Annotated in this window: 20 protein-coding genes; 13 read left to right on the top strand and 7 right to left on the bottom strand. The window is 60.1% G+C overall.

The genetic code is table 11. From position 1 onward, the window contains the following. Nucleotides 1-7: 7 nt before the first annotated feature. Nucleotides 8-2,263: a TonB-dependent receptor domain-containing protein gene (locus tag BXA07_RS11250; protein ID WP_076568033.1), complete on the top strand. Its 2,256-nt coding sequence runs from the start codon at nt 8-10 to the stop codon at nt 2,261-2,263. Between the two features lie 31 nt (nt 2,264-2,294). Here BXA07_RS11250 and BXA07_RS11245 read toward each other — a convergent pair whose 3' ends face one another. Then, a complete protein-coding gene (locus tag BXA07_RS11245) occupies nt 2,295-2,702 on the bottom strand; it encodes a PRC-barrel domain-containing protein (RefSeq protein ID WP_070221439.1) in 408 nt (135 codons plus the stop codon). 246 nt (nt 2,703-2,948) lie between these two features. Between BXA07_RS11245 and BXA07_RS11240 the strand changes: the two genes are divergently transcribed. The 3 genes from BXA07_RS11240 to ftsB all read left to right on the top strand — a co-directional run bounded on the left by BXA07_RS11240 (nt 2,949) and on the right by ftsB (nt 6,410). Continuing rightward, nucleotides 2,949-4,601 carry a CTP synthase gene (locus BXA07_RS11240; RefSeq protein ID WP_076568032.1) on the top strand — a complete coding sequence of 551 codons (1,653 nt, stop codon included), beginning with the start codon at nt 2,949-2,951 and terminating at the stop codon, nt 4,599-4,601. 140 nt (nt 4,602-4,741) lie between these two features. Then, the gene (gene eno / locus BXA07_RS11235; RefSeq protein ID WP_076568031.1) at nt 4,742-6,025 is read left to right on the top strand and encodes a phosphopyruvate hydratase; all 1,284 of its coding nucleotides are present in this window, start codon (nt 4,742-4,744) and stop codon (nt 6,023-6,025) included. A gap of 61 nt (nt 6,026-6,086) precedes the next feature. Then, the gene (gene ftsB, locus BXA07_RS11230) at nt 6,087-6,410 is read left to right on the top strand and encodes a cell division protein FtsB (RefSeq protein ID WP_035821182.1); all 324 of its coding nucleotides are present in this window, start codon (nt 6,087-6,089) and stop codon (nt 6,408-6,410) included. A gap of 355 nt (nt 6,411-6,765) precedes the next feature. On the opposite strand, the gene BXA07_RS11225 is transcribed toward ftsB, so the two are convergent. From BXA07_RS11225 to BXA07_RS11205, 5 genes are all read right to left on the bottom strand, one after another. Continuing rightward, on the bottom strand, nt 6,766-7,047 hold the full coding sequence (locus BXA07_RS11225; protein WP_076568030.1) for a hypothetical protein: 282 nt from the start codon (nt 7,045-7,047) through the stop codon (nt 6,766-6,768). A gap of 152 nt (nt 7,048-7,199) precedes the next feature. Continuing rightward, nucleotides 7,200-8,330, bottom strand: coding sequence for a glycerophosphodiester phosphodiesterase (locus tag BXA07_RS11220; RefSeq protein WP_076568029.1), 1,131 nt, complete (start codon nt 8,328-8,330; stop codon nt 7,200-7,202). Continuing rightward, nucleotides 8,330-10,738 carry a TonB-dependent receptor gene (locus tag BXA07_RS11215; protein ID WP_244556250.1) on the bottom strand — a complete coding sequence of 803 codons (2,409 nt, stop codon included), beginning with the start codon at nt 10,736-10,738 and terminating at the stop codon, nt 8,330-8,332. The genes BXA07_RS11220 and BXA07_RS11215 overlap by 1 nt, the downstream gene beginning before the upstream one ends. 141 nt (nt 10,739-10,879) lie before the next feature. Beyond that, nucleotides 10,880-11,860, bottom strand: a complete 981-nt coding sequence (hslO, locus tag BXA07_RS11210; RefSeq protein ID WP_076568028.1) for an Hsp33 family molecular chaperone HslO — start codon at nt 11,858-11,860, stop codon at nt 10,880-10,882. A 4-nt stretch (nt 11,861-11,864) separates the two neighbouring features. After that, nucleotides 11,865-12,389, bottom strand: coding sequence for a gamma carbonic anhydrase family protein (locus tag BXA07_RS11205; protein WP_076568027.1), 525 nt, complete (start codon nt 12,387-12,389; stop codon nt 11,865-11,867). 207 nt (nt 12,390-12,596) lie between these two features. Here BXA07_RS11205 and BXA07_RS11200 point away from each other — a divergent pair, with 207 nt between their 5' ends. From BXA07_RS11200 to bamC, 9 genes are all read left to right on the top strand, one after another. Beyond that, nucleotides 12,597-13,478: an alpha/beta fold hydrolase gene (locus tag BXA07_RS11200; protein ID WP_076568026.1), complete on the top strand. Its 882-nt coding sequence runs from the start codon at nt 12,597-12,599 to the stop codon at nt 13,476-13,478. A 1,193-nt stretch (nt 13,479-14,671) separates the two neighbouring features. Then, a complete protein-coding gene (gene ltrA / locus BXA07_RS11195) occupies nt 14,672-16,375 on the top strand; it encodes a group II intron reverse transcriptase/maturase (RefSeq protein ID WP_070221431.1) in 1,704 nt (567 codons plus the stop codon). Between the two features lie 127 nt (nt 16,376-16,502). Then, nucleotides 16,503-17,336, top strand: coding sequence for a 3',5'-nucleoside bisphosphate phosphatase (locus BXA07_RS11190; protein WP_076568025.1), 834 nt, complete (start codon nt 16,503-16,505; stop codon nt 17,334-17,336). Between the two features lie 143 nt (nt 17,337-17,479). Next, entirely contained in the window at nt 17,480-18,364 is an 885-nt protein-coding gene (gene htpX / locus BXA07_RS11185; protein ID WP_076568024.1) for a protease HtpX, read from the top strand. 38 nt (nt 18,365-18,402) lie between these two features. Next, nucleotides 18,403-19,026 carry an L-threonylcarbamoyladenylate synthase gene (locus tag BXA07_RS11180; protein ID WP_076568023.1) on the top strand — a complete coding sequence of 208 codons (624 nt, stop codon included), beginning with the start codon at nt 18,403-18,405 and terminating at the stop codon, nt 19,024-19,026. A 220-nt stretch (nt 19,027-19,246) separates the two neighbouring features. Then, the gene (locus tag BXA07_RS11175; RefSeq protein WP_076568022.1) at nt 19,247-19,924 is read left to right on the top strand and encodes a site-2 protease family protein; all 678 of its coding nucleotides are present in this window, start codon (nt 19,247-19,249) and stop codon (nt 19,922-19,924) included. A 43-nt stretch (nt 19,925-19,967) separates the two neighbouring features. Continuing rightward, the gene (locus BXA07_RS11170; RefSeq protein WP_076568021.1) at nt 19,968-20,540 is read left to right on the top strand and encodes a class I SAM-dependent methyltransferase; all 573 of its coding nucleotides are present in this window, start codon (nt 19,968-19,970) and stop codon (nt 20,538-20,540) included. An 85-nt stretch (nt 20,541-20,625) separates the two neighbouring features. Beyond that, on the top strand, nt 20,626-21,504 hold the full coding sequence (gene dapA, locus BXA07_RS11165) for a 4-hydroxy-tetrahydrodipicolinate synthase (RefSeq protein ID WP_076568020.1): 879 nt from the start codon (nt 20,626-20,628) through the stop codon (nt 21,502-21,504). A gap of 81 nt (nt 21,505-21,585) precedes the next feature. Next, entirely contained in the window at nt 21,586-22,779 is a 1,194-nt protein-coding gene (gene bamC / locus BXA07_RS11160) for an outer membrane protein assembly factor BamC (protein ID WP_076568019.1), read from the top strand. A 171-nt stretch (nt 22,780-22,950) separates the two neighbouring features. Here the strand turns inward: bamC and BXA07_RS11155 are convergent, their stop codons facing one another. Further along, nucleotides 22,951-23,205, bottom strand: a complete 255-nt coding sequence (locus tag BXA07_RS11155) for a hypothetical protein (RefSeq protein ID WP_071650198.1) — start codon at nt 23,203-23,205, stop codon at nt 22,951-22,953. Between the last annotated feature and the right edge of the window lie 56 nt (nt 23,206-23,261).

The raw sequence follows: 23,261 nt of genomic DNA, 5'->3' as shown, positions 1-23,261 counted from the left end.
AGGGTGTATGCATATCAAGACAATGGCACGGGCCGTGGGCGTCTGCATGGCGCTGCTGGCGCAGCAAGCCGGGGCGCAGTCGCAGGAAAGCGGCAAGGTGGTGTTTTCGCCGCTGAACGTATCGGGTGAAACCGTTTCCGTGGAACAGCAGGCGCTGGAAAAACCGGGCGCCGTCAGCGCGCGCGGCGCGGACACGCGCTTGCAGAGCGTGGATCAGATCGTGCGCAGCATGCCGGGCACGTTTACCCAGATCGATCCGGCGCAAGGGGCCGTCAGCGTCAACATCCGCGGCCTGTCGGGCCTGGGCCGCGTGAACATGATGGTCGATGGCGTGAGCCAGAATTACTATGGCAGCGCGCCCTCGTCCGTGTCGCACGGCGGCGTGCCCAGCAGCCAGTTCGGCGCCCTGATCGACCCGAATTTCATCATCGGCGTGGACGTGTCGCGCGGCAATGTCGCCGGCGGCGACGGCGTCAATGCGCTGGCAGGCAGCGCCAACTTCCGCACCATCGGCATCGATGACGTCGTCTTCGCCGGCGAAAAAACGGGCGCGCGCACGAAGCTGTCGACAGGAAATAACGGCGTGGGCCGCAGCGCCATGCTGGCCGTGGCGATGAAAAACCCGGCCTTCGACGGCGGCAGCGTGGGCTTCATGGCCGCCACCAGCGCCAGCGTGATCGGCAACAACTACACGAATGCGAAAGGCGTCAACAGCGAGGAATTCGGTTTCGGTTACAACCGCTATTACAAGCAAAAGCCCAAGTCGCAGCTGCTCAAGCTGGACCTCACCTTGAGCGACTTCCACGCTTTGGAACTGTCGGCGCGCGATTACCGCAATACGTACACGCGCCGCGATATCCAGAGCAATGATTACTATGTGAAATATCACTACACGCCATTTTCCGAATTGATCGACCTCAATGTGGTGGCCAGCAGCAGCCGTGGCAAGCAGACATACTTGCCCGGGGCGTTGACCAATTTCATCAACACGAATGCGGCCAACCGCGCCGATGCCTTTGATATCAACAACACCAGCAGCTTCAGGCTGGCCGGTGGCGACGCGCTGGTGACGGTGGGTGGCAAGCTGATGCGCAACAAGTACAGCAAGCACGTGGAAAGCCTCGTCGACGATCCGGATAATCGGGATGCGAACCAGCAATCGATTGAAAACAACACGTTTGGCCCTGTCGGCAAGCAAAAGATCGACAGCCTGTATGCTGGCCTGCAATACAACCGCGGCATGGCCCAGATCAACGCGGGCCTGAACTACACCAGCTTCGAGCTGACGGGCCACAAGCCGGCCTGCGACGAGCGCGTGCAGTGTTTCCCGCAAGGGGCGAGCAATATCGCGCTGAAGGAACATGGCATCAACCCTTCGCTGCTCGTTTCCGCGCAGCTGACGCCGTGGTTCCAGCCGTTTGCCAGCGCCGAGCGCACCATGCGCGGCCCGAATCCGCAGGAAGTGTTTTTCTCGAACGACGGCGGGGCCTCGATGAATCCGTTCCTGAAGGGCGAAAAAGCGACGACCTATCAGCTGGGCTTCAATTCCAGCCTGCATGGCGTGCTGAGCGCCAATGATGCGCTGCACTTCAAGGCGCTGTATTTCAAGAGCAAGATCGACGGCTATATCACCAGCCAGTCCTTCCTCGTGTGCGACCGCGGCCGCAAGTGTAATATCGCGGAAGTGCTCGCCAATGACTGGCAGAACGTGGATGACTACATGACCAACATGTATATCTACATCAACTCGGCCACGCCCGTGCACTCGCGCGGATGGGAACTGGAAGCGCAATACCAGCTGGGCCCGGCGTATGCGCGCCTGTCGTACACGCGCGAAACGACGCGCCAGCCCACGTCGATCGCCAGCGCGTGGTTCGACGCGTCCGACATCAGCGAACTGCCCAGCACGTATTACAACCTCGACGTGGGTACGCGTTTGCTGGACAATAAAATGGAGTTGGGCGCCATCATCAAGCACACGGGGGCGAACCGCCGCCTGTCGCCGGACAACGAAGCCGACGAAGCGACGGGCGAAGTGCTGAAGGCCGACAATCCGAAGATTCCGGCCGTGGTCGACCTGTATGCCAGCTGGCAGGTGTCGAAAAACCTGTTTCTGCGCCTGTCCGTGCAGAACGCCATGAACAAGGATTTCTCGGAAGCGCTGAACCGGCTGAACTCGATGCCGTCGCAGTCGCAGGACAACACGCCGCTGAGCACGGCGCGGGGCAGGACGTATGTGGCGGGGCTGGAGTACCGGTTTTAAGGTGCACCCCAGCCCTTCGCTCAGGGGCTAATTAATACTCGCGCGGCGTGGTGCCATAGTAACTGTGGATGGAATTGGCCCACGTCTGGTCCGCCATGTTCGGCCAGTTATCCGTATCGAAGCCGGGCGCGTTTTCGATGCGTTCCTTGTCGACGTTGAGGGTGAAGCGCTTGTTGACGGTGTCGAGCAGCAGCGCTTCCCAGGGCACGGCGAACAGCTTTTCGCCGATGGTGAAGACACCGCCGTGCGACATGACGGCATAGGCAATCTTGCCGCTGCGCATGTCGATCATGATTTCCTTGATTTCGCCCAGGTGTTCATCCTTGGCGTTGTGCACATGGTCGCCGATCAGGGTGTCGGCACCCATCAGTTCAGGGCCGGGGCCTTTGTGGCCGCGGTTGACATACATGCCGTAGGCGTCGCGTTCTTCGTAGCTCATGATGGACCTCCTGTTGAAAATGCCAGTCTGCGGCCGGGGCGCGGCAGGGTCTGTTCGCTCGCCCACACAAAGTATGGAATTGGAAATATTTCAATTATTGCCATTCGGTAATTTTGTTGCGCGTAGGCAGCAGGAGGGCGGCGGATAGTCGGTATTTGGCGCAAATTTCCACGTGCGGGGGGCGACGCAGGCGGGCTTTAGTGTATAATTTCAATTTCCCGCACGTGCCGTTCGGCACCATCTGCAATGACCAAATTTGTCTTCGTCACTGGTGGCGTTGTGTCTTCCCTTGGAAAAGGGATTGCCGCCGCCTCCCTCGCCGCGATCCTCGAATCGCGCGGCCTTAAAGTCACCATGCTCAAGCTCGACCCGTATATCAACGTCGATCCTGGCACGATGAGCCCTATGCAACACGGTGAAGTCTTCGTCACCGATGACGGGGCCGAAACCGACCTCGACCTCGGTCACTACGAGCGCTTCATCTCCACCCGCATGAAAAAGGTGAATAACTTCACCACTGGCCAGATCTATGAATCGGTGATCCGCAAGGAACGCCGGGGCGAATATCTGGGCAAGACCGTGCAGGTGATTCCGCATATCACCAATGAAATCCAGGATTACATCCGCCGTGGCGCCGAAGGCTACGACGTGGCCCTGTGCGAAATCGGCGGCACCGTCGGCGATATCGAATCGTTGCCATTCCTGGAAGCGGCGCGTCAGCTGAGCCTGCGCGCCGGCCGCAAGAACACGGCCTTCGTCCACCTGACCCTGGTGCCTTACATCGCCTCGGCCGGCGAACTGAAGACCAAGCCGACCCAGCACTCGGTGCAAAAGCTGCGCGAAATCGGCATCTTGCCGAACGCCTTGCTGTGCCGCGCCGACCGCGCCATCCCGGAAGACGAACGCGCGAAGATCTCGCTGTTCTCGAACATCGAGGAAGACGCCGTCATTTCCGTGTGGGACGTCGACACCATCTACAAAGTGCCGCAAATGCTGCATGACCAGGGCCTCGATAAGATCATCTGCGACGCGCTGGACCTCGATCCCGCACCGGCCGACCTGTCGATCTGGAGCAAGCTGATCTACACGATGGAACACCCGAAGGCGGAAGTGACCGTCGGCATGGTCGGCAAGTATGTCGAGCTGACCGAGTCGTACAAGTCGCTGATCGAAGCGCTGCGCCACGCCGGCATCCACACGGAAAGCCGCGTCAACATCGAGTACATCGATTCGGAAGAAATCGAAACGACCGGTTGCGAGAACCTGGCCAAGTACGATGCCATCCTGGTACCGGGCGGCTTCGGCAAGCGCGGCGTGGAAGGCAAGATCAAGGCGGCCCAGTTCGCCCGTGAAAACAAGATCCCTTACCTGGGCATCTGCCTGGGCATGCAGGTGGCGCTGATCGAATACGCGCGCAACAAGGCTGGCATGCCGAACGCGAATTCGACCGAGTTCGACCTTGATACGGATCAACCTGTCGTTGCACTGATCAATGAGTGGCAAAACCACGATGGTAAAGTCGAGTTGCGCGATGAAAACTCGGACCTGGGCGGTACCATGCGCCTTGGCGCGCAGACCTGCGCCGTCAATCCGGGCACCCTCGCTTCCGAGATCTACGGCAGCGTGGTGACCGAGCGTCACCGTCATCGCTACGAAGCCAATAATCACTACCTGGCCCGTGTCGAAGCGGCTGGCCTGATCGTTTCGGCCCGCACGCCGAGCGAAGATTTGTGCGAAATCATGGAATTGCCGCGCACGGGTGAAAATGCCCACCCATGGTATATGGGCGTGCAATACCATCCTGAGTTCAAGTCGACGCCACGCACCGGCCATCCGCTGTTTACCTCGTTCATCAAGGCAGCGCTGGCGCACAAGCAAGCCAACGCCGCCGCGGAATAACGCGGTCGATCACGACAGTATTACCCGTAAGACAGCTCCCGGCCAGATGGTTCCCGCCGGGAGTTTCTTTGCCCCCTTTGTGCAATTGCGCATCAGAACGCAGTGTGCAGCCCCTGTTACGCTTAACTTTGGAGAATGACATGAGTGCTATTGTTGATATTATCGGTCGCGAGATCCTGGACTCGCGCGGCAACCCGACCGTCGAATGCGATGTGTTGCTGGAATCGGGCGTGATGGGCCGTGCGGCCGTACCGTCGGGCGCCTCGACCGGTTCGCGCGAAGCCGTGGAATTGCGCGATGGCGACGCCAAGCGCTACTTCGGCAAGGGCGTGCTGCAAGCATGCGAAAACATCAATACCGAAATCTCCGAAGCCATCATGGGCCTGGACGCCAATGAACAGGCTTTCCTGGACCGTACCCTGATCGACCTGGACGGCACGGAAAACAAATCGCGCCTGGGCGCCAACGCCATCCTGGCCGTCTCCATGGCCGTTGCCAAGGCTGCCGCCGAAGAAGCGGGCTTGCCGCTGTACCGCTATTTCGGCGGTTCGGGCGCCATGCAGATGCCAGTGCCGATGATGAACGTCATCAACGGCGGCGCGCATGCCGACAACAACCTGGACATCCAGGAATTCATGATCATTCCCGTGGGCGCCCCGTCGTTCAAGGAAGCCGTCCGCTACGGCGCGGAAGTGTTCCACACGCTGAAAAAGATCCTGCACAAGAAGGGCCTGAACACCAACGTGGGCGACGAAGGCGGTTTCGCGCCATCCTTGGCCAACCATGAAGAAGCCATCAAGCTGATCATCCAGGCCATCGAAGAAGCGGGCTACGAGCCAGGCACGCAGATCGCCATCGGCCTCGATTGCGCCGCGTCCGAGTTCTACAAGAACGGCAAGTACGAAATGGAAGGCGAAGGCCTGAGCCTGACGGCCACCGAGTTCACCAACCTGCTGGCGACCTGGTGCGACAAGTACCCGATCATCTCGATCGAAGACGCGATGCACGAAGGCGACTGGGACGGCTGGGCGATCCTCACCCAGGAACTGGGCAAGAAAGTGCAACTGGTCGGCGACGACCTGTATGTCACCAACACCCGCATCCTGAAAGAAGGCATCTCGAAAGGCATCGCCAATTCGATCTTGATCAAGATCAACCAGATCGGCACCCTGACGGAAACCTTCGCCGCCATCGAAATGGCCAAGCGCGCCGGCTACACGGCCGTCATTTCGCACCGCTCGGGCGAAACGGAAGACTCGACCATCGCCGATATCGCCGTCGCTACCAACGCCCTGCAGATCAAGACCGGCTCGATGTCGCGTTCGGACCGCATGGCCAAGTACAACCAGCTGCTGCGTATCGAGGAAGACCTGGGCGACATCGCCAGCTACCCTGGCCGCGATGCGTTCTATAATCTGAAGTAAGCTGCTGTAAAACCCACTGGCCGGCCGGAGATATCCGGCCGGTTTTTTAACTGAATGCCCCATGCGCCTGATTACGCTCGCCCTGGCAGCCTTGCTGCTGTTGATACAATTTCCCCTCTGGCTGGGTAAAGGCGGCTGGCTGCGTGTTGCCGACATGGAAGCCCAGGTGGCGGTGGCGAACAAGAAGAATATGGAATTGAAGGCGAGAAACGCCAAGCTCGAATCCGAAGTGCGCGACCTGAAAGATGGTACGGGCGCCGTCGAGGAGCGTGCCCGCTATGAGCTGGGCATGGTCAAACAGAATGAGATTTTCGTGCAGATCGTGCGCAAGGGCCAGACCCCGCCACTGCTGGAAACACCGGTGGACGCTGCCGCGCCACACTAAGTCATACACATTTCCCGCTTGCCAGCCTGGACCGATTGCCAGGCTGACATGTCATATTGCTACCTTGTTACCTTGTATTTGCTACTTTGTACTGCTGCACACGACTGGCCGCATGGCGCGGCGTGCTGCGACTGCCTTGCTGCTTGCTGATCAGAAACGGGCCTTGCCGGTCGAGATCAGGTAGAAATGGATGCCGGTAACGACGACGGCTACGGCGATCAGTGCGGTTTCGAGAAACATCATAAAAATCCTTGTGAGTAAATAGTTAGCTTAAAAAACGTCCAAGGCCAGGCGCCCAGCCGAAGACAGTACGAACGTACGGCGAGGCGCAGGCAACGCCGCCTTGGGCGTTTTTTTAACCGCGCGACGCCAGGAAACGCAATTCCGAAGCCAGATTCGGCATCAGCTTTTCGTAGCGGTTCGCTTCCGAGTTCAGCAGGGCGAAATCGCGCTTGCTTGGGCGCACATAGCGCTCGTCGTCGGCGCTGGTCGTCGCGGTGGCGATGACTTCCTTCTGGGCCAGTTCGCGGTACGGCTTGGAGGCGAGCAGGGCGCCCAGGAAGGCGCGCGTGGCGCGGCCCAGGTTGCTGAAGTAGTTGTCGTTGTCGTTGCTGTAGGTGTTGGTAAAAGTGGACATATGCCCTCCATGTATGGTCTGTTGTTGCATTGCACAATAATGGAGTTGGCGATATATGTCTAATTTCAAATTCCAATTTCAGAAATTCAAGAAACGAATAATAAGGGCGTAGCCGCCGGCCACGCCCTGAAATTAAAGTTGTTACGAAATGTTTATCCGGCCGCGATGCGTCCCAGGCCCGGATCGTCGCTGAAAAAGCCGTCCAGTCCCGTCTCGATGTAGCGCCGCATTTCGGCCACGGAACCGGCTTCGTTGCGCGCATTGTCTCCGTTGCCATCGCGGAAGTCGGCCGCCAGGAAACGGTTTTCCGGACGGAAGGTCCACGTGTGCAGCAGCAAGCCCGCCTGGTGCGCATCGTCGACGATGGAAGAGGGCGCGGCCAGGCGCTGGTCGGCGCCCAGCGCGATGACGCCCCGCGTGGGCGGCGCCACGACGTCCGCATAGCCCGCGATGTCGCGCAGGCCGGCCGGCGTCGTCATCTGGCCGAACGTCAGCTTGCCGCCCGCCTTGCCCACGTCCATGGGGCGGATATCTCCGCCCACCACCAGCTGCATCAGGCGCACGTTGGCGCGCCGTCCCAGCTTCTCGCGCAGGTATTTCAGATTCGCCACTTCGAAGGACTGGATCTCGATGGGCGCACGGCGCGTGTACTCGTGCGCCAGCATGGTCGAAAGGAAACGGTCTTCCAGCGCCAGGCCCGCATCGCGGAAATAGGTCGAGCTTTTCAGCTCCGGTACGAGGCCGATGACGCGGCCGCTGGCGGCTGATTGCGCTGCAACAAAATCGATGATTTCTTCCCAGGTCGGGATCTGGAATTGTCCATCGTACAAGGTGTTGCCGGTGCGCACTTTCGGCAGCCGTTCGACGGCGCGCAGGGTTTTCAGTTCCGCCAGGGTGAAGTCGTCGACGAACCAGCCTTCGTGCCATTCGCCGTCGACCATCTTCTTGCCGCGCCGGCTGGCGAACTCGGGCCGGCGCGCCACGTCGGTGGTGTCGATCAGGTTGCTTTCGTGGCGCGCCACGAGGATGCCGTCGCGCGTGGCCACCAGATCCGGTTCCACGTAGTCGGCGCCATCGGCGATGGCCTTGGCGTACGACGCCAAGGTATGTTCGGGGCGCAGGGCGCTGGCGCCCCGGTGGGCGAACACGAGCGGACGGCTCGGGGGCGTGGCCAGCAGGCCGGCGGCAAAGCCGGGCGCCGCCGCCAGGGCCAGGCCGCCCGCGGCCGCCTGGACGAAGCTGCGGCGCGAGAAGTGCCGTTGCGGGAGGATGGGGGAGCGCATCAGAAGTCCGCCGTCAAGGTCAGGAAGCCCTGGCGCGGGGCGATGGGGAAGGTGTTGTACGTCTTGTCGGCCGCGCCCACGACCACGTTCAGCGATCCTTCGCGGTTGGCCAGGTTGCTGACATTGACTCTCCAGCGCGGGTTTTTCAGCCAGCCGGCCATGGCTGGCAGCTTGCCCGACACGCCCAGGCCCATCAGGAAATAGCTGGGGACTGACAAATCGTTGGTGTACGTCGCGTAGCGCTTGCCCACATAGTCTCCCGTCAGTTGCACTTCGATATCGCCAAACGTGGCGGAAGCCACGAACTTGTTCAGCCATTCCGGCGAGCCCGGCACGTTCTTGCCCGCCGTCAAGACCAGCGCGGCGCCATTGTTGTAATTGTCCGCGTACTGCGAGCGGTTGTACGACAGGGCATTGTAGAACGAAAAATTGTTACCAAAGTGCACGGTACCCGCGATATCGATGCCGTCCGTGCGCACGCTGCCCACATTGGCCAGCACGGGGTTGCCGCCGATGATGGAGGAAATCACGGGCGTGGGGCTGATCTGCAGCAAGCGGTTGCTGAAATCGACGTGGTAGACGTTGACCTGGCCATCGATGGCCGTGATGGCGCCCAGGCTCAAGGCATGGCTGCCGCGCACGCCTGCTTCATAGGTGAGGGCCGTTTCCGGCTTGGCGTCGCGCTTGAACAGATCAAACGCGGCCTGGCTCGACAAGCTCCAGGGCGAGGCGCCGCCGCCGCCATAGGTGACGAACTGGCGCATGTTTTTCTGGATGTTGAAATACAGCTGGTCTTGCGGCGTGACATCCCAGCGGGCGCCCACTTGCGGCAAGAACCATTTTTTCGTGTTGATGGTGCCGACCGGCAAGGCCGTCGAGCCGCCCGCGATGGCGCCCTTGGCCGGCTGCACGGGGAATTGACCGTCGGCAAACTGCAGGCTGGACTTGAAGCCGGCCTGCAGGGCGATATCGGGGCGGATGCGCCATTCATCCTGCAGGTGCAGCTGCACCACCTTGTTGTCGATCTCGCTGCCGTACTGCGTGATCAAAGGATTGCTGGGGCGGTCATATGGCGAAGTGGGCTTATTGACGTCGAGCGCATACCAGCGGCGGTAGGCGGACGAGCGGTTCTGTTCCAGCCACAGGCCCGCTTCCAGCTGGTGATTGCCGAGCTCCTTGCGCACGGTGGAAAGGAAGCCGCCGCGCTTGATGTCGTATTCCGTCGTGCGCACGGCGTAGCCGGAATTGCCGAAGACTTCCTTCAGGTTCTGTTTCGGGTAGTACACGCTGAACAGGCCCGGCAAGCCGGCCACGCCGATGGGGCCGGCCACCACGCCCGCGCCGTCATCCTTGTGGTAGTACACCTGGTTGGACCAAGTCACGCCATCGGACAGGTTGGCGTCGAACTTGGCGTAGGCCAGGTAATCGGTGCGCTGCGCATCGCTGTAGTAATTGCGGTAATTGTTGCCGTCGGCGGCAGGCGTCGCCCCCGTGGGCGACAGGTAGTTCAGGGCCGCCTTGAAGTCCGGGTACAGGAAGGGGCGCGTGTACGGTGCGCTCGTCTCCCCGGCCACATGCACGGTGCTGTCTTCGTTCGGCTCGATCTTGTCCGAGTAATTGAAGAACAGGGTCAGCTTGCCCGCTTCGCTGCGGTTGACGTATTTGGCGTTGAACTGGTCGCCGCCCTGGCGCGCATCGAAATCCCAGGCCCGCGCTTCGTGGTGCAGGATGGAAACATAGGCGCTGCTGCCGTCGCCGAAAACGCCCGTGTCGTAGCGGGCAAAGGTGCGCGAGGTGCGGTGGCTGCCCACGGTCTGCTGCACGCTGGCGCCCTGCGTGGCCAGCGGGTCGCTGGAATACGTCTCGATGGTGCCGCCCAGGTTGCTCGTCGAAGCCGTCGCCAGGTCGCCCGCGCCCGAGGACAGCACGACGCTGCGCACGTTTTCGCTGATGACGGCGCGCTGCGGCGACAGGCCGTTGTAGTTGCCGTACTGCTGGTCGCCCAGCGGCACGCCATCCATGGTGTAGCCGAGTTGCTGGCCGGAAAAGCCGTGCACGAACAGCGACAGGTTCTGCTCGTTGTTGCCCCATGGGTCGGCCGTCTGGAAGCTGACGCCAGGCAAGGTCTGCAGGGCTTTCAGCGGATTCGTGCCGGGCAGGATTTTCTGGATTTCATTCTTGCTCAGGGCCACCGAGGAGCGCGTCTTGCGCGAGGAAATCTCCACGGTGGCCATCGGGGCGTTGTCGTCGGCAGCCGGGGCGGCGGCCATCTCGGTGGCGGCGGACGCCACGGCGGCGGCGACGGCCGTTTGCGCCAGCGCGGGCAGCGAGCAGCCTGCGGCGCAGGCGCCCAGCAACACATGGAAGGAATGGCGGCGCAGGGCCAGCGTCAAGTGGGTCGTCATCATCAGCCTGTGGAAAATATTGGAAGTAATACAAGCTGCGCAGCGTAACGGCGGCGCGTGACGGGCTGATGACGAACTGATGACGGAACGATGACAGTGGAAACAATTGCGCCGCCTGAGGGGCGGCGCGGGAGGATATTACAATTAGTTAATGCTTGCTGCGGGAGGGATCAGCACCTCGGCCGGCGCATCCGTGATGAACAGCTGCGCGCAATCGACCTTGTCGAAATCATAGTGCTGGCCGCAGAAATCGCAGTTCACGCCCACATGGCCGATTTCTTCGAGGGTGCTGTTGACTTCTTCCTCGCCCAGCATCTTGAGCATATTGCCCACTTTTTCGCGGGTGCAGGTGCAGTGGAAGCTCGGATGCAGCGGGTCGAAGACGCGGATCGTTTCTTCCCAGAACAGGCGCTGCATCAGGGTGTCGATGTCGGTGGCGAGGATTTCTTCCTCTTTCAGGGTCGAGGCCAGCATCACGGCGCGGTTCCACGTGTCGAGCGCGTCTTCTTCCGACACGGGCGTCGCTTCCGCCTTGCCGCCGTGGTGCGGCAGCTTTTGCAGCAGCAGGCCGCGCGAGACGGTGTCGTCCGTTGCAAGCCACAAACGGGTGTCCAGTTGTTCCGAGCGCAGCATGTAGTTTTCGATGACGGTGGCCATGTCGTCGCCGTCCAGCGGCACGATGCCCTGGTATGGCTGCTGGCCCGGCACCTTGTCGGCCGGGTCCAGAGTGATGATGAAGCGGCCCTTGCCCGTGGCGTTGAGCAATTGCGGCACGGTGGCGCCGTCGGCGATGGCGGCGTCCGGGTCCAGCTTGGCCGTGGCGCGCAGGCGCAGGTCCGAATCGCACTCGACGACCATCAGGCGCACGGGACCGTCACCGTGGATCTGCATGATGATGGAGCCATTGAATTTCAGGTTGGCCGACAGCAGGGCGGCGGCCGCCACCATTTCGCCCAGGACTTTTTTCACGGCCAGCGGATAGGCGTGGCGCGACACCACTTCCTGCCAGGTGTGGGAAACGTCGATGAACTGGCCGCGCACGGCGGCGTTGTCGAAAATAAATTTTTGCAGGGTATCCTGGCCGGCAGCGGCTGCGCTGACTGCGCCCGTCGTTTCAGTCGTCATTCTCTTATCCAATCTTCTTGAGTTGCGTATTAAATAGCTGGCCGCGCTGTACATAGTTCACGGCGTTGCCTTGTAGCCTGGTGATATCGTCTGCCGTCAGGGCCCGCACGGCTTTCGCCGGTGAGCCGAGGATCAGCATATTGTCGGGAAATTCCTTGCCTTCCGTGACCAGCGCGCCCGCGCCGACGAGGCAGCCCTTGCCGATCTTCGCGCCGTTCAGGATCACGGCCTGGATGCCGACCAGGGCGCCATCGCCGATCGTGCATCCATGCAACATTGCCTGGTGGCCAATGGTCACGTTCTCGCCGATGTCCAGCGGATAGCCCGGGTCCGTATGCAGCACGGCGCCTTCCTGCACATTGCTGTTGGCGCCCACGGTGATGCGTTCATTGTCGCCGCGAATCGTGGCGCCGAACCATACGGAGCTGTTCGCGCCCAGGGTGACCTTGCCGATCACGTTGGCCGTGTCGGCCACAAAAGCGGAAGCGTCAATCTGCGGCGCGTCGGCGCCCAATTGGTAGAGTGTCATCGTTAGCCTGTGGCGGTGGTGGAAGCGCCGGGCACGGCCGGACGCGGAAGTTTTGCGCTATTTTACGCTGTTGCAGGACAAGTCCGAGCGCCGACCGTCAATCCGGTATAATTATCGAACGGTCGTACTTTTATTCATGCAATATCTACAGACACAGCATGTGGCGCCATCCGCGCCACTTTCAAGGCAGGCAATCAGATGAAACCCATGAAACTTTCCCGTTCCGAATTCATCACCATCCGTGGCGCCCGCACCCATGTGCGCCACTGGGGCCGCGTAGGCGCGCCCATGCTGTTCATGGTGCATGGCTGGATGGACGTGGCCGCCTCGTTCCAGTTCGTCGTCGACGAGTTGCACGGCGACTGGCACGTGATCGCGCCCGACTGGCGCGGCTTTGGCCTGAGCGACTACACGCAGTCCGATACCTACTGGTTCCCCGACTACCTGGCCGACCTGGACGCCATGCTGCTCCACTATTCGCCGGACGCACCGGTCAAGCTGCTCGGCCATAGCATGGGCGCCAACGTGGCCGGCCTGTACGCAGGCGTGCGCCCGGAGCGCATCAGCCGCTTCATCAACCTGGAAGGCTTCGGCATGATGGCAACGCAGCCGGAGCAGGCGCCGGGCCGCTACGCCAAGTGGCTGGCCGAATTGCGCGAGCCGCCCGCCATGCGCAGCTATCCGAGTCAGCAGGCCGTGGCCGAGCGCCTGCAAAAGACCAATCCGCGCCTGCCGGACGACCGCGCTGCCTTCCTGGCCGAGCACTGGTCGGCGCAGAACGAAGCAGGCGAATGGGACATCCTCGGCGACCCGCAGCACAAGCGCGTCAATCCCATCCTGTACCAGGTGGAGGAAGTGATGGCGTGCTGGCGCCGCATCACGGCGCCCGTGCTGTGGGTGGAGGCCGATGACACGAACATGTGGCAGTGGATGGGGCCGAAAGCGGAGGCGCGCATCGAGATCGACCGGCGTTTGCGTTGCATCAAGGATGTGCGCTGCGAAATGATGGCGGACGCGGGCCATATGCTGCACCATGACCAGCCGGCGGCACTGGCGCGCCTGGTGGAGGCCTTCCTCGCCGGATCGTGACGCGAACGCTATGCGCTTTTGACAAGCAGCGTACAATGAAAACTTCTGTGCGACACGATAGTCGCGATCCGTCGCTCTGCGGCATTGATTCGAAGCAGTAAGTAGTAATCAAGAAAGCTGTATCCATCCTGCAAGCCTCGCGGTAAGTCTTTGATTTAACTACGTTAAATTTAAAAATAAGACTGGCACTAAACACCGTGGGCTCCCTAATTGCGTCTGCAAATTCGGGGATAAATCAAACAATCGCAATGTTCCAATGACTTGGTTTAATACGTCTTGATTACTGAGTTATTTGTAATTTAGGCACTATTTTTCTCGATTCTCCGCTGACAAGGCGGTCATTGCGTTGCTAATTTGCGACAAATTCCACGAAATTTTAGGGATTTTGAACAATCTGATTTCCTCGTTAGCAGGAAATCTACGGTAGGTCATTTTCGGCCTTGTCTAAACAGAATGGAACAGCAAGATCGCGCAAGCTCTGAGATGCCTTGTCACACTCAACTATTCTGCGTCCTGGAATGCTGATGCTGTGACCGGGTGTGCGACCACTTGTCACCTACTCGGACATGCGTCTCCGGTAACGGAGGGGTTTTGAAGCTCCGATGACAATGTACCCCCGCGTAAGCGGCGTGAACGCCATGCGAATGGTCGAGCGGAAACTGCCAGCAGAAAGGCGGTTGAGGGGCTAGGTGAGGCTGCATGGGTAATGTAATGTGAACTGACGCTTGAACCCTCGTGATCATTGACAGGCCTAATCTGCTGTTGGCCTGAACCAAAAGGTATGTGGTTGGATATCTCCGTAGAAGTTGGGGATACGTCGTCGTCAAACCACCGGGGGAAAGTCAGACCCTAAACAGTCATGTGCGGCGCAATTCGGCCGTGCGGGCATCTCAAGGAACGTGGTAAGCCCGACTCGTCGCTTATCGGATCATCGAAGGCAAGTAACCCGTGAGGGAAACCCATGGCGGAGCGGGTATGGGAGGATGGAAAAAGTGAATGTCCGGCTGTAATGGCAGGAATAGGGATTCAAAATTTGTCCCGACGTGAAAACGTGCAGACTTCCATCTGGTGCAATAGTCGTCAGCGACTACATAGACAAAAGTAGGTTAATTTCAATCGCCCCGAAGGGATGCAGTTCTCCCCTTCGGGGGAAGCTGCGTCTTCGGCGGGCATTACTACGACGAGGTTCAGCAATGGAAGTAATCGAAGGTATCGCAATCGATTCTGCGTCCTCGCACGTTCCCAATGAATGGGCTGCCATCAACTGGCAACGCGTTCAGAAGAGCGTGAAAGTCATGCAGATTCGTTTAACGAAGGCAACACAGGAAGGTGACTGGCGCAGGGTGAAAGCCTTGCAGCGGTGGCTGACCCGCTCGTTCAGCGCAAAAGCGCTGGCAGTTAAACGGGTGACAGAGAATCAAGGTAAGCGTACCGCAGGCGTAGACCGGCAGTTATGGGAAACGCCGTCGCAGAAATTTGCGGCGATTGCGCAGTTGGAGAAGCGTCGGTATCGACCCCTGCCACTACGGAGGGTTTATATCCCCAAAGCCAATGGGAAGGAGCGCCCCTTGGGCATCCCGACCATGAAAGATCGAGCCATGCAGGCGTTGTATTTGCTGGCGCTTGATCCGGTATTGGAAACGGTGAGTGACCCGAATTCTTATGGTTTTCGGAAAAGCCGCTCAACGGCCGATGCAATGAGCCAGATATTCGTAAGAATGTCCCAGAGGACTTCGGCCCAATGGGTACTGGATGCGGATATTGAAGGTTTCTTCGATAACATCAACCACGACTGGATGATTGACCATGTTTGCATGGATAAATTGATTCTTCGGAAGTGGTTGAAATCCGGGGTGGTTCACCGGACGCAATTGCTGGCAACCACAGCGGGAACACCGCAGGGCGGCATCATCAGCCCTGCATTGGCAAATTGGACGCTGAATGGACTGGAATCGGAACTGATCGAACACCTCGGTGTCCGATTCGGAACGTCGAAATTCCAAAAGCTAAAAGTTGGTGTCGTGCGATACGCGGACGATTTCGTGGTAACCAGTGCTTCACAAGAGTTGCTGGAAACAGAAATCCGGCCATGGATAGAAGCATTCCTCGCAAAGCGTGGGCTGCGACTGTCGCAGGCCAAGACCAATATCGTACATATTGACCAAGGCTTTGACTTCCTTGGGTGGAATTTCCGGAAATACGAGGGAAAGCTGCTCATCAAACCGAGTCAGAAAAACGTGAAAGCGTTCTATGAAAAGTTGAGGAAGGTGATCGGCGAACAATTGACGGCAAAGCAGGAGGATTTGATCCGGCTGCTGAATCCGGTGCTACGAGGCTGGGCGCAATATCACAGTCCCGTAGTTGCCAAGCAGGCGTTCTCGTATATGCAGTCGCTGCTATTCTGGCGACTGATGAGGTGGGCCAAGCGCAGACACCCGAACAAAGATGCTGATTGGATTCGCAAGAAATACTGGCGGACAATCGGTGACCGAAATTGGGTGTTTGCTGTGGACGTTGTCACAAAGGATGGCGGTAAAGGTGTGATGGAGCTGTATTCGCTTTCGGGTACGCTCATCGAGCGCCACAGGAAGATCAAAGGGGACTATCATCCCTATGATCCGCAATGGGAGGTGTACGGCGAAACCCTCCGACAGGAGCGCATGCTGAAAAGGATGAGCTACCGAAAGGAATGGGCGAAGTTGTATTTCGATCAACGCGGCCTGTGCGCTTTGTGTGGGTATGAGATGAACATGGACACTGGATGGCACGACCACCACATGGAATACCGTGTGATGGGAGGCTCCGATGCCCTTGGAAATCGCGTACTACTTCACCCGAACTGTCATAATCAAGTGCATAATCTGAAATTACAAGTTGTTAAGCCGGTTCCTGTATAGGAATTTTTATTAAGCTTGAGCCGTGTGCGATGAAAGTCGCAAGCACGGTTCTTAGGGGGGAGGGGCTCTGGTAACAGGCCCTTCCTACCCTCCTTCATGTAGAGCCCGTGCAGGGTATTGTTTTCGTATGCTTAAAGTCGACCTGCATTGTCATTCGAATATCTCCGACGGCGTGCTGTCACCGGCCGCCGTGGCCGCGTACGCCCGCAAGGCGGGCGTCGACGTGTGGGCGCTGACGGACCACGATGAAGTATCGGGCGTCGCCGCCGCGCGCGCGGCCGCGCTGGACCTGGGCATGCGCTTCGTGGCCGGCGTGGAAATTTCCATTACGTGGGCCGGCGAAACCGTGCACATCGTCGGCTTGCAAGTCGATGAAAACAATCCTGGCCTCGTGCAGGGCTTGCACCAGACCCGTTCGGGGCGCGACGCACGCGGCCGCGAAATTGCCCGCCAGCTGGACCTGGCCGGCATCCCCGACGCCTATGAAGGGGCCTTGAAATTCGTCGGCAACCCGGATTTGATGTCGCGCACGCACTTTGCCCGCTACATCGTGGAAACAGGGAAATGCGCAAACATCCCTGACGTGTTCAAGAAATACCTGTCGGAAGGCAAGCCGGGCTACGTCGAGCACCGCTGGGCCACCCTGGCCGAATCCGTGGCCTGGATACGCGGCGCGGGCGGCGTGGCCGTCATCGCCCACCCGGGCCGCTACCGTTTCAGCGACATGGCGCAAGGCGTGCTGTTCGATGAATTCAAGCAATTGGGCGGCGTCGGCATCGAAGTCGTCACGGGCAGTCACAGTCCTGACCAGTACCCGGAATATGCGCAACTGGCCAATGCCTACGGCTTCCTCGCCTCGCGCGGCACGGATTTCCATGCGCCGGGCGAGTCGCGCGTGGATTTTGCCAAGTTGCCTCCGCTACCCGCCAACGTGACCCCGATCTGGCACGACTGGTTCTAGCTTGCAGCCAGGCAAATCTGCTGCGCGGCGCGCTTTGCGGCCGGCGATGCGCTGGCGTATCGCCATAGCTGCTTGAAAATATGCCTGTCCGTACTTATCTTTTCGTTATTCTTGTCATACATAGTCATCTGGAGCCATCGCCCATGAAACGTATCGTCCTCTTTATTGTTACCAACCTGGCCGTGATGCTGGTGCTGTCCATCGTCCTCAGCTTGCTGGGCGTGGGCAATCCGGCGCGCGGCAGCACCCTGAACCTGGGCAGCCTGATGGTGTTTTCGCTCGTGGTCGGGTTTACCGGGTCCATCTTTTCCCTGTTGATCAGCAAGCCCATGGCCAAGTGGAGCACGGGCGCGCGCGTGATCGACAACCCGACGTCCTCGACGGAATTGTGGCTGGTCAATACAGTGCGTGCGCTGTCCGAGCGGGCCGGCATCGGCATGCCGGAAGTGGCCGTGTACGAAGGCGACGCGAATGCGTTTGCCACGGGCGCGTTCAAGAATTCGGCGCTGGTGGCCGTGTCCACCGGTTTGCTGCAAAGCATGAACCGCGATGAAGTCGAAGCCGTGCTGGGCCACGAGATCGCCCACGTTGCTAATGGCGACATGGTCACCTTGACCCTGATCCAGGGCGTGGTGAATACCTTTGTCGTCTTCATGGCCCGCGTCGTGGGTTTCTTTGTCGACAATGTGCTGTTGAAAAATAACAACCGCGAAGGCGGCGGGCGCGGCATCGGTTACTTCGTGACCGTGATGGTGTGCGAAGTGATCTTCGGCTTGCTCGCTTCCATCATCGTCGCCTGGTTCTCGCGCCAGCGCGAATTCCGCGCCGATGCCGGTTCAGCTAAATTGCTGGGCAGTCCCACGCCGATGATGCATGCGCTGGCCCGCCTGGGCGGCGTGCCGCCGGGCGAACTGCCGCAGTCGATGCAGGCGCTGGGCATCAGCGGCGGCAATGGGGGCTGGGGCGCGCTGTTCGCCACCCATCCACCGATCGAACAACGCATCGCCGCGCTGCGCAGCGTACAATAATGCTAACTTAACAAGCTGGTTCGCCAGAACGCTTAGACATGAGTCAATTTTTTCATATTCACCCTGACAATCCGCAATTGCGCCTGATCAAGCAGGCGGCGCAGATCATCCAGTCCGGCGGCGTCGTGGCCTTGCCCACGGATTCCTGCTACGCGCTGGTGTGCCAGCTCGATGACAAGGGCGCCGTCGAGCGCCTGCGCCGCATCCGTGGCGTCGATGAAAAGCACCATCTGACCCTGCTGTGCCGCGACTTGAGCGAGCTGGGCGTGTACGCCCGGGTCGACAACCGCCAGTTCCGCCTGCTTAAGGCAGCCACGCCGGGCGCCTACACCTTCATCCTGGAAGCGACCAAGGAAGTGCCGCGCCGTCTCAGCCATCCTTCGCGCAAGACCATCGGCCTGCGCGTGCCGCAGCACCGCATCGTGCAATGCCTGCTGGAAGAGCTGGGCCAGCCCCTGCTGGGCGCGACCCTGACCCTGCCCGGCGACGAAGACAGCCTGACGGACGCCGACACCATCCGCGAACGGCTGGAAAAACTGGTCGACCTGATCATCGACGGCGGCGTCTGCGCGCATGGCCCCAGCACCGTGATCGACCTGACGGGGCCGGAACCGGAAGTGGTGCGCGTGGGACGCGGCGACCCGGCCGTGCTGGGCTTTTAGGTCGATGCGGCAGACCGGCATTGCCTGCCCATATTTACCTATCGTTGCAACGCCTGACAAAACCGTAGCGAGCGGAAGTAAGTTGTGGTCGAGAAGCGCAGCCGTACTTTAGTACGGTGAGCATCGCAGGCCGCAAATTACGACGCGCAGTAGGTTTTGACAGGTGTCTTTAATGACAACGTAAGAAAGGGCCTGGGACGCCTCTGGTAGAATCGCGGTCATGAGCGATTTCAATACGATAGTCCAGACCGTTGCCGTGTACCTGGTGCCGGTGCTGTTTGCCATTTCCCTGCATGAGGCGGCGCACGGCTACGCCGCCCGCTATTTCGGCGATCCCACGGCCTCGAACGAGGGCCGGCTGAGCCTGAACCCCATGCGGCATATCGACCCCTTCGGCACGATATTGCTGCCATTGCTACTGTATTTCACGATCCAGGTACCGTTCGGTTATGCCAAGCCCGTGCCCGTTGATTTCAGCCGCCTGCGCAATCCGAAGAAGCAGATGGCCTGGGTGGCGTTTGCCGGTCCCGGTTCGAATTTCGTCATGGGTCTTGGCTGGATGATCGCCTTCGTCGTGCTCAGCGTCTTGCCGCCGACGGAAATGGGCATGTTTTTCCGCAAGATGGCTGGCGCCGGCGTCAGCGTCAATGCGGCCATGTTTGTGTTTAACCTGATTCCCGTGCCGCCGCTCGACGGCGGGCGCATCGTCACCGGCCTGCTGCCGATGCACCTGGCGCGCCCGTATGCCAGCATCGAGCGCTATGGCCTGTATGTCTTCGGCGCACTGGTGCTGCTGATGTATACGGGCATCCTGAACCGCGCCCTGCTGGTGGCGATCCAGTTTGTCATCGGCATTTTTGTCACCCTGGTCACCCCGCTGACGGCCATCTTGACTTGATGCCGCGCAAGCTGATGCACGCAACTAACTGATGGAAGTACCGATGCAAGCAATTGAACAAGTAGTAGACACTGAAACGATTTCCGGTTGGGTGCGCCGCTGGGCGCCCCTGATGCCCGGCGGCGAAGTGCTGGACCTGGCCTGCGGCGCCGGCCGCCACGCGCGCCACCTGGTAAGCCTGGGCCACCCCGTGATCGCGCTCGACCATGATCCGGAAATGCTGGAAAAGGCAGCCGGCACGGGCATCACCACCTCGCTGGTGGACCTGGAAGCGCCGGGCGCCGTGTGGCCCTTCGCTCCCGGCCGCTTTGCCGGCATCGTCGTCACCAATTATCTGCACCGCCCCCTGCTGGAAGCCATGGTGGCCAGCCTGGCGCCCGATGGCGTGTTGTTGTACGAAACGTTTGCTGAAGGAAATGAGCAGTTCGGCAAGCCATCGAATCCGAAATTCCTGTTGAAGGAAGGCGAAATGCTGGCCTGGGCCGTGCAGCACGGCTTGCGTGTGGTAGCGTACGAGGATGGAAGGGTGGAACAGCCAAAAGCTGCTCTGGTGCAACGAATTTGCGCCGTCCGGCCAGATTTTCCACGGTTGGCAGCCTTGCTGCCGACGTTTTGAGCGGCAGTTTATACTTCAGAATGCACCACAGGCGCGGGCTATCCGCTACAATCGTTGTTTTATTTATCGGCGCTATAAACTTACTATGATCAAGGGCAGCATTGTAGCAATCGTCACCCCGATGCACGCGGACGGCAGTCTGGACTTTCCAGGTCTGCGCAAGCTGATCGACTGGCATATCGCCGAGGGGACGGACGGCATCGTTATCGTGGGCACCACGGGCGAATCGGCAACTGTGAGCGTGGAAGAGCACTGCGAACTGATACAGCTGACCGTCGAGCACGCCAAGGGACGCATTCCTATCATCGCCGGCGCCGGTGGCAATTCCACGGCCGAGGCCATCAAGCTGACGCGTTATGCGAAAGAAGCGGGCGCCGATGCCGTCCTGCAAGTAGTGCCGTACTACAACCGTCCTACCCAGGAAGGCATGTACCAGCACTTCAAGGCCATCGCCGAAGCCGTCGACATTCCCGTCATCCTGTACAACGTCCCGGGCCGCACCGTTGCCGACATGAGCAACGACACCATCGTGCGCCTGTCGGCCATTCCGAATATTGTCGGCGTGAAAGATGCGACCGGCAATATCGGCCGTGGCGTCGACCTGCTGCGCCTCGTGCCAGCCGACTTCGCCGTGTACTCGGGCGATGACCCGACGGCCATGGCGCTGATGTTCTGCGGCGGCCACGGCAATATCTCCGTGACGGCCAACGTCGCGCCGCGCGCCATGCACGAACTGTGCGTGGCAGCGATGGCGGGCGAGCGCGCCACGGCCATTGCCATCAATAACAAAGTTTTTCCTCTGCACCAGAAATTGTTTGTCGAGCCCAACCCGGTGCCCGTCAAATGGGCACTGGCCGAAATGGGCATGATGCCTGCCGGCATACGCTTGCCGCTGGTGCCGCTGGCTGACAATTGCCATGCCACCGTGCGCGACGCCTTGCGCGACGCGGGCGTCCTGTCTTAAGGCCGAACTTCAAGCCCGGACTCGACCAGTCCGGACCTTCCCTGATTCCAGCTGCTACTTAGCTTCTTATCCAGTTACGACATGACTAATTGCAAGAAAACCAAACCGGCGCCTGCCACCATCGCCGTCCGCGGCATCGTCATCGGCGCCGTCGCAGCCAGCCTCGCGGGCTGCGGCATGATCAGTTCGGTGGTCGGCGGCGACAAGGTCGACTACAAGTCGGTCAAGAAAGCCAGCACCCTGGACGTGCCGCCTGACCTGACGCAATTGCAGCAGGACAACCGTTACTCGCTGCCGGATGCGAAAAACGGCGTGGCCACGGCGTCCGGCTACAACGCCCAGCGCAATGCCGCTGCAGGCGCGCCTGTCGTCGTGGGTGCCGACGGCGTGGTGGGTGTCGTGCCTGTCACGGCAGGCGGTGTCAAGGTCGAGCGCGCGGGCAACCAGCGCTGGCTGGTGGTCAAGCAGTCGCCTGAGGTGCTGTGGCCGCAACTCAAGCAGTTCTGGGAAGATTCCGGCTTCACCATCGCCGTCGACCAGCCGACGGCCGGCATCCTGGAAACCGAATGGAACGAGAACCGCGCCAAGCTGCCGCAGGACTTTATCCGCAACACCATCGGCAAGGCCTTCGATTCGCTGTATTCGACGGGCGAGAAAGACAAGTTCCGCACCCGCGTGGAACGCCTGGCCGACGGCTCGACCGAGATCTACATCAGCCACCGCGGCGTGGAAGAGGTCGTTACGGGCCGCGACAAGGAAACCACCACCTGGACGGCGCGTCCCAACGATCCCGGCCTGGAAGCGCAATTCCTGGCCAAGCTGATGACGCGCCTGGGCGCTGCCAGCGACGAGGCGCAAGCGAAGACGGCCGTCGATGCCGCCATCGTGCAGCCGCAGCATGCCAAGCTCGTGGGCGACGCCGCCACGCCGGCGCGCGCCATTGAGGTCGATGAAGGTTTCGACCGCGCCTGGCGCCGTGTCGGCCTGGCGCTGGACCGCGTCGGCTTTACCGTGGAAGACCGCGACCGCACGCAAGGCACGTATTTCGTGCGTTACGTCGATCCGGACGCCGTCAAGAAAGATGGTTTCTTCTCGAAGCTGTTCAGCTGGGGCTCGTCGTCCGACAAGGACAAGGAAGCGCAGCGCTACCGCGTTCTCGTCAAGGCCGGCAACGGTTCGACCAGCCTGGTCAGTGTGCTCAGCAACGAAGGCAAGCCTGATACCTCGCCAGTGGCCGAAAAGATCCTGGGTCTGTTGAACGACCAGTTGAAATAAGGTGTGCTGAGTGGCGGCGATCAAGAGCTGTCACCCATCATAAAAAGGCTGGCCCGGGAAACCGGGCCAGCCTTTTTTTATTGCCTGCGTCCAGCGTTTTATCCTGCGGATAAAGCGCTGGACGCAAAAAAGCCGGCCCGAAGGCCGGCTTTCTCTAGTGCTGGGTGCTAATTACTTAGCAGCCGATGCAGCAGCCGAAGCGGCAGCAGCAGCGTCCGAAGCGGCCGAAGCAGCGCTCGAAGCAGCAGCAGCAGCGTCGGTAGCGGCCGAAGCAGCAGCGTCAGCAGCAGCAGCTGGAGCAGCTTCAACTGCTGGTGCTGGTGCTGGGGTTTCAACTACTGGTGCTGGTGCAGGAGCTTCTTCTTTTTTGCTGCAAGCAGCCAGAGCAACAACCATCAGGGAGGCGATCAGCAGGGATTTTTTCATTTGTTTTCCTTAATTATTTCAAAAAATAAATCAATATTGTTGCGATGAATAATTAC

Source organism: Janthinobacterium sp. TND4EL3 (assembly GCF_900156175.1).
Classification (GTDB): Bacteria; Pseudomonadota; Gammaproteobacteria; order Burkholderiales; family Burkholderiaceae_D; genus Janthinobacterium.
Note: the sequence above shows the minus strand (reverse complement) of the source record. Positions and strands in the feature narration are given on the sequence as shown.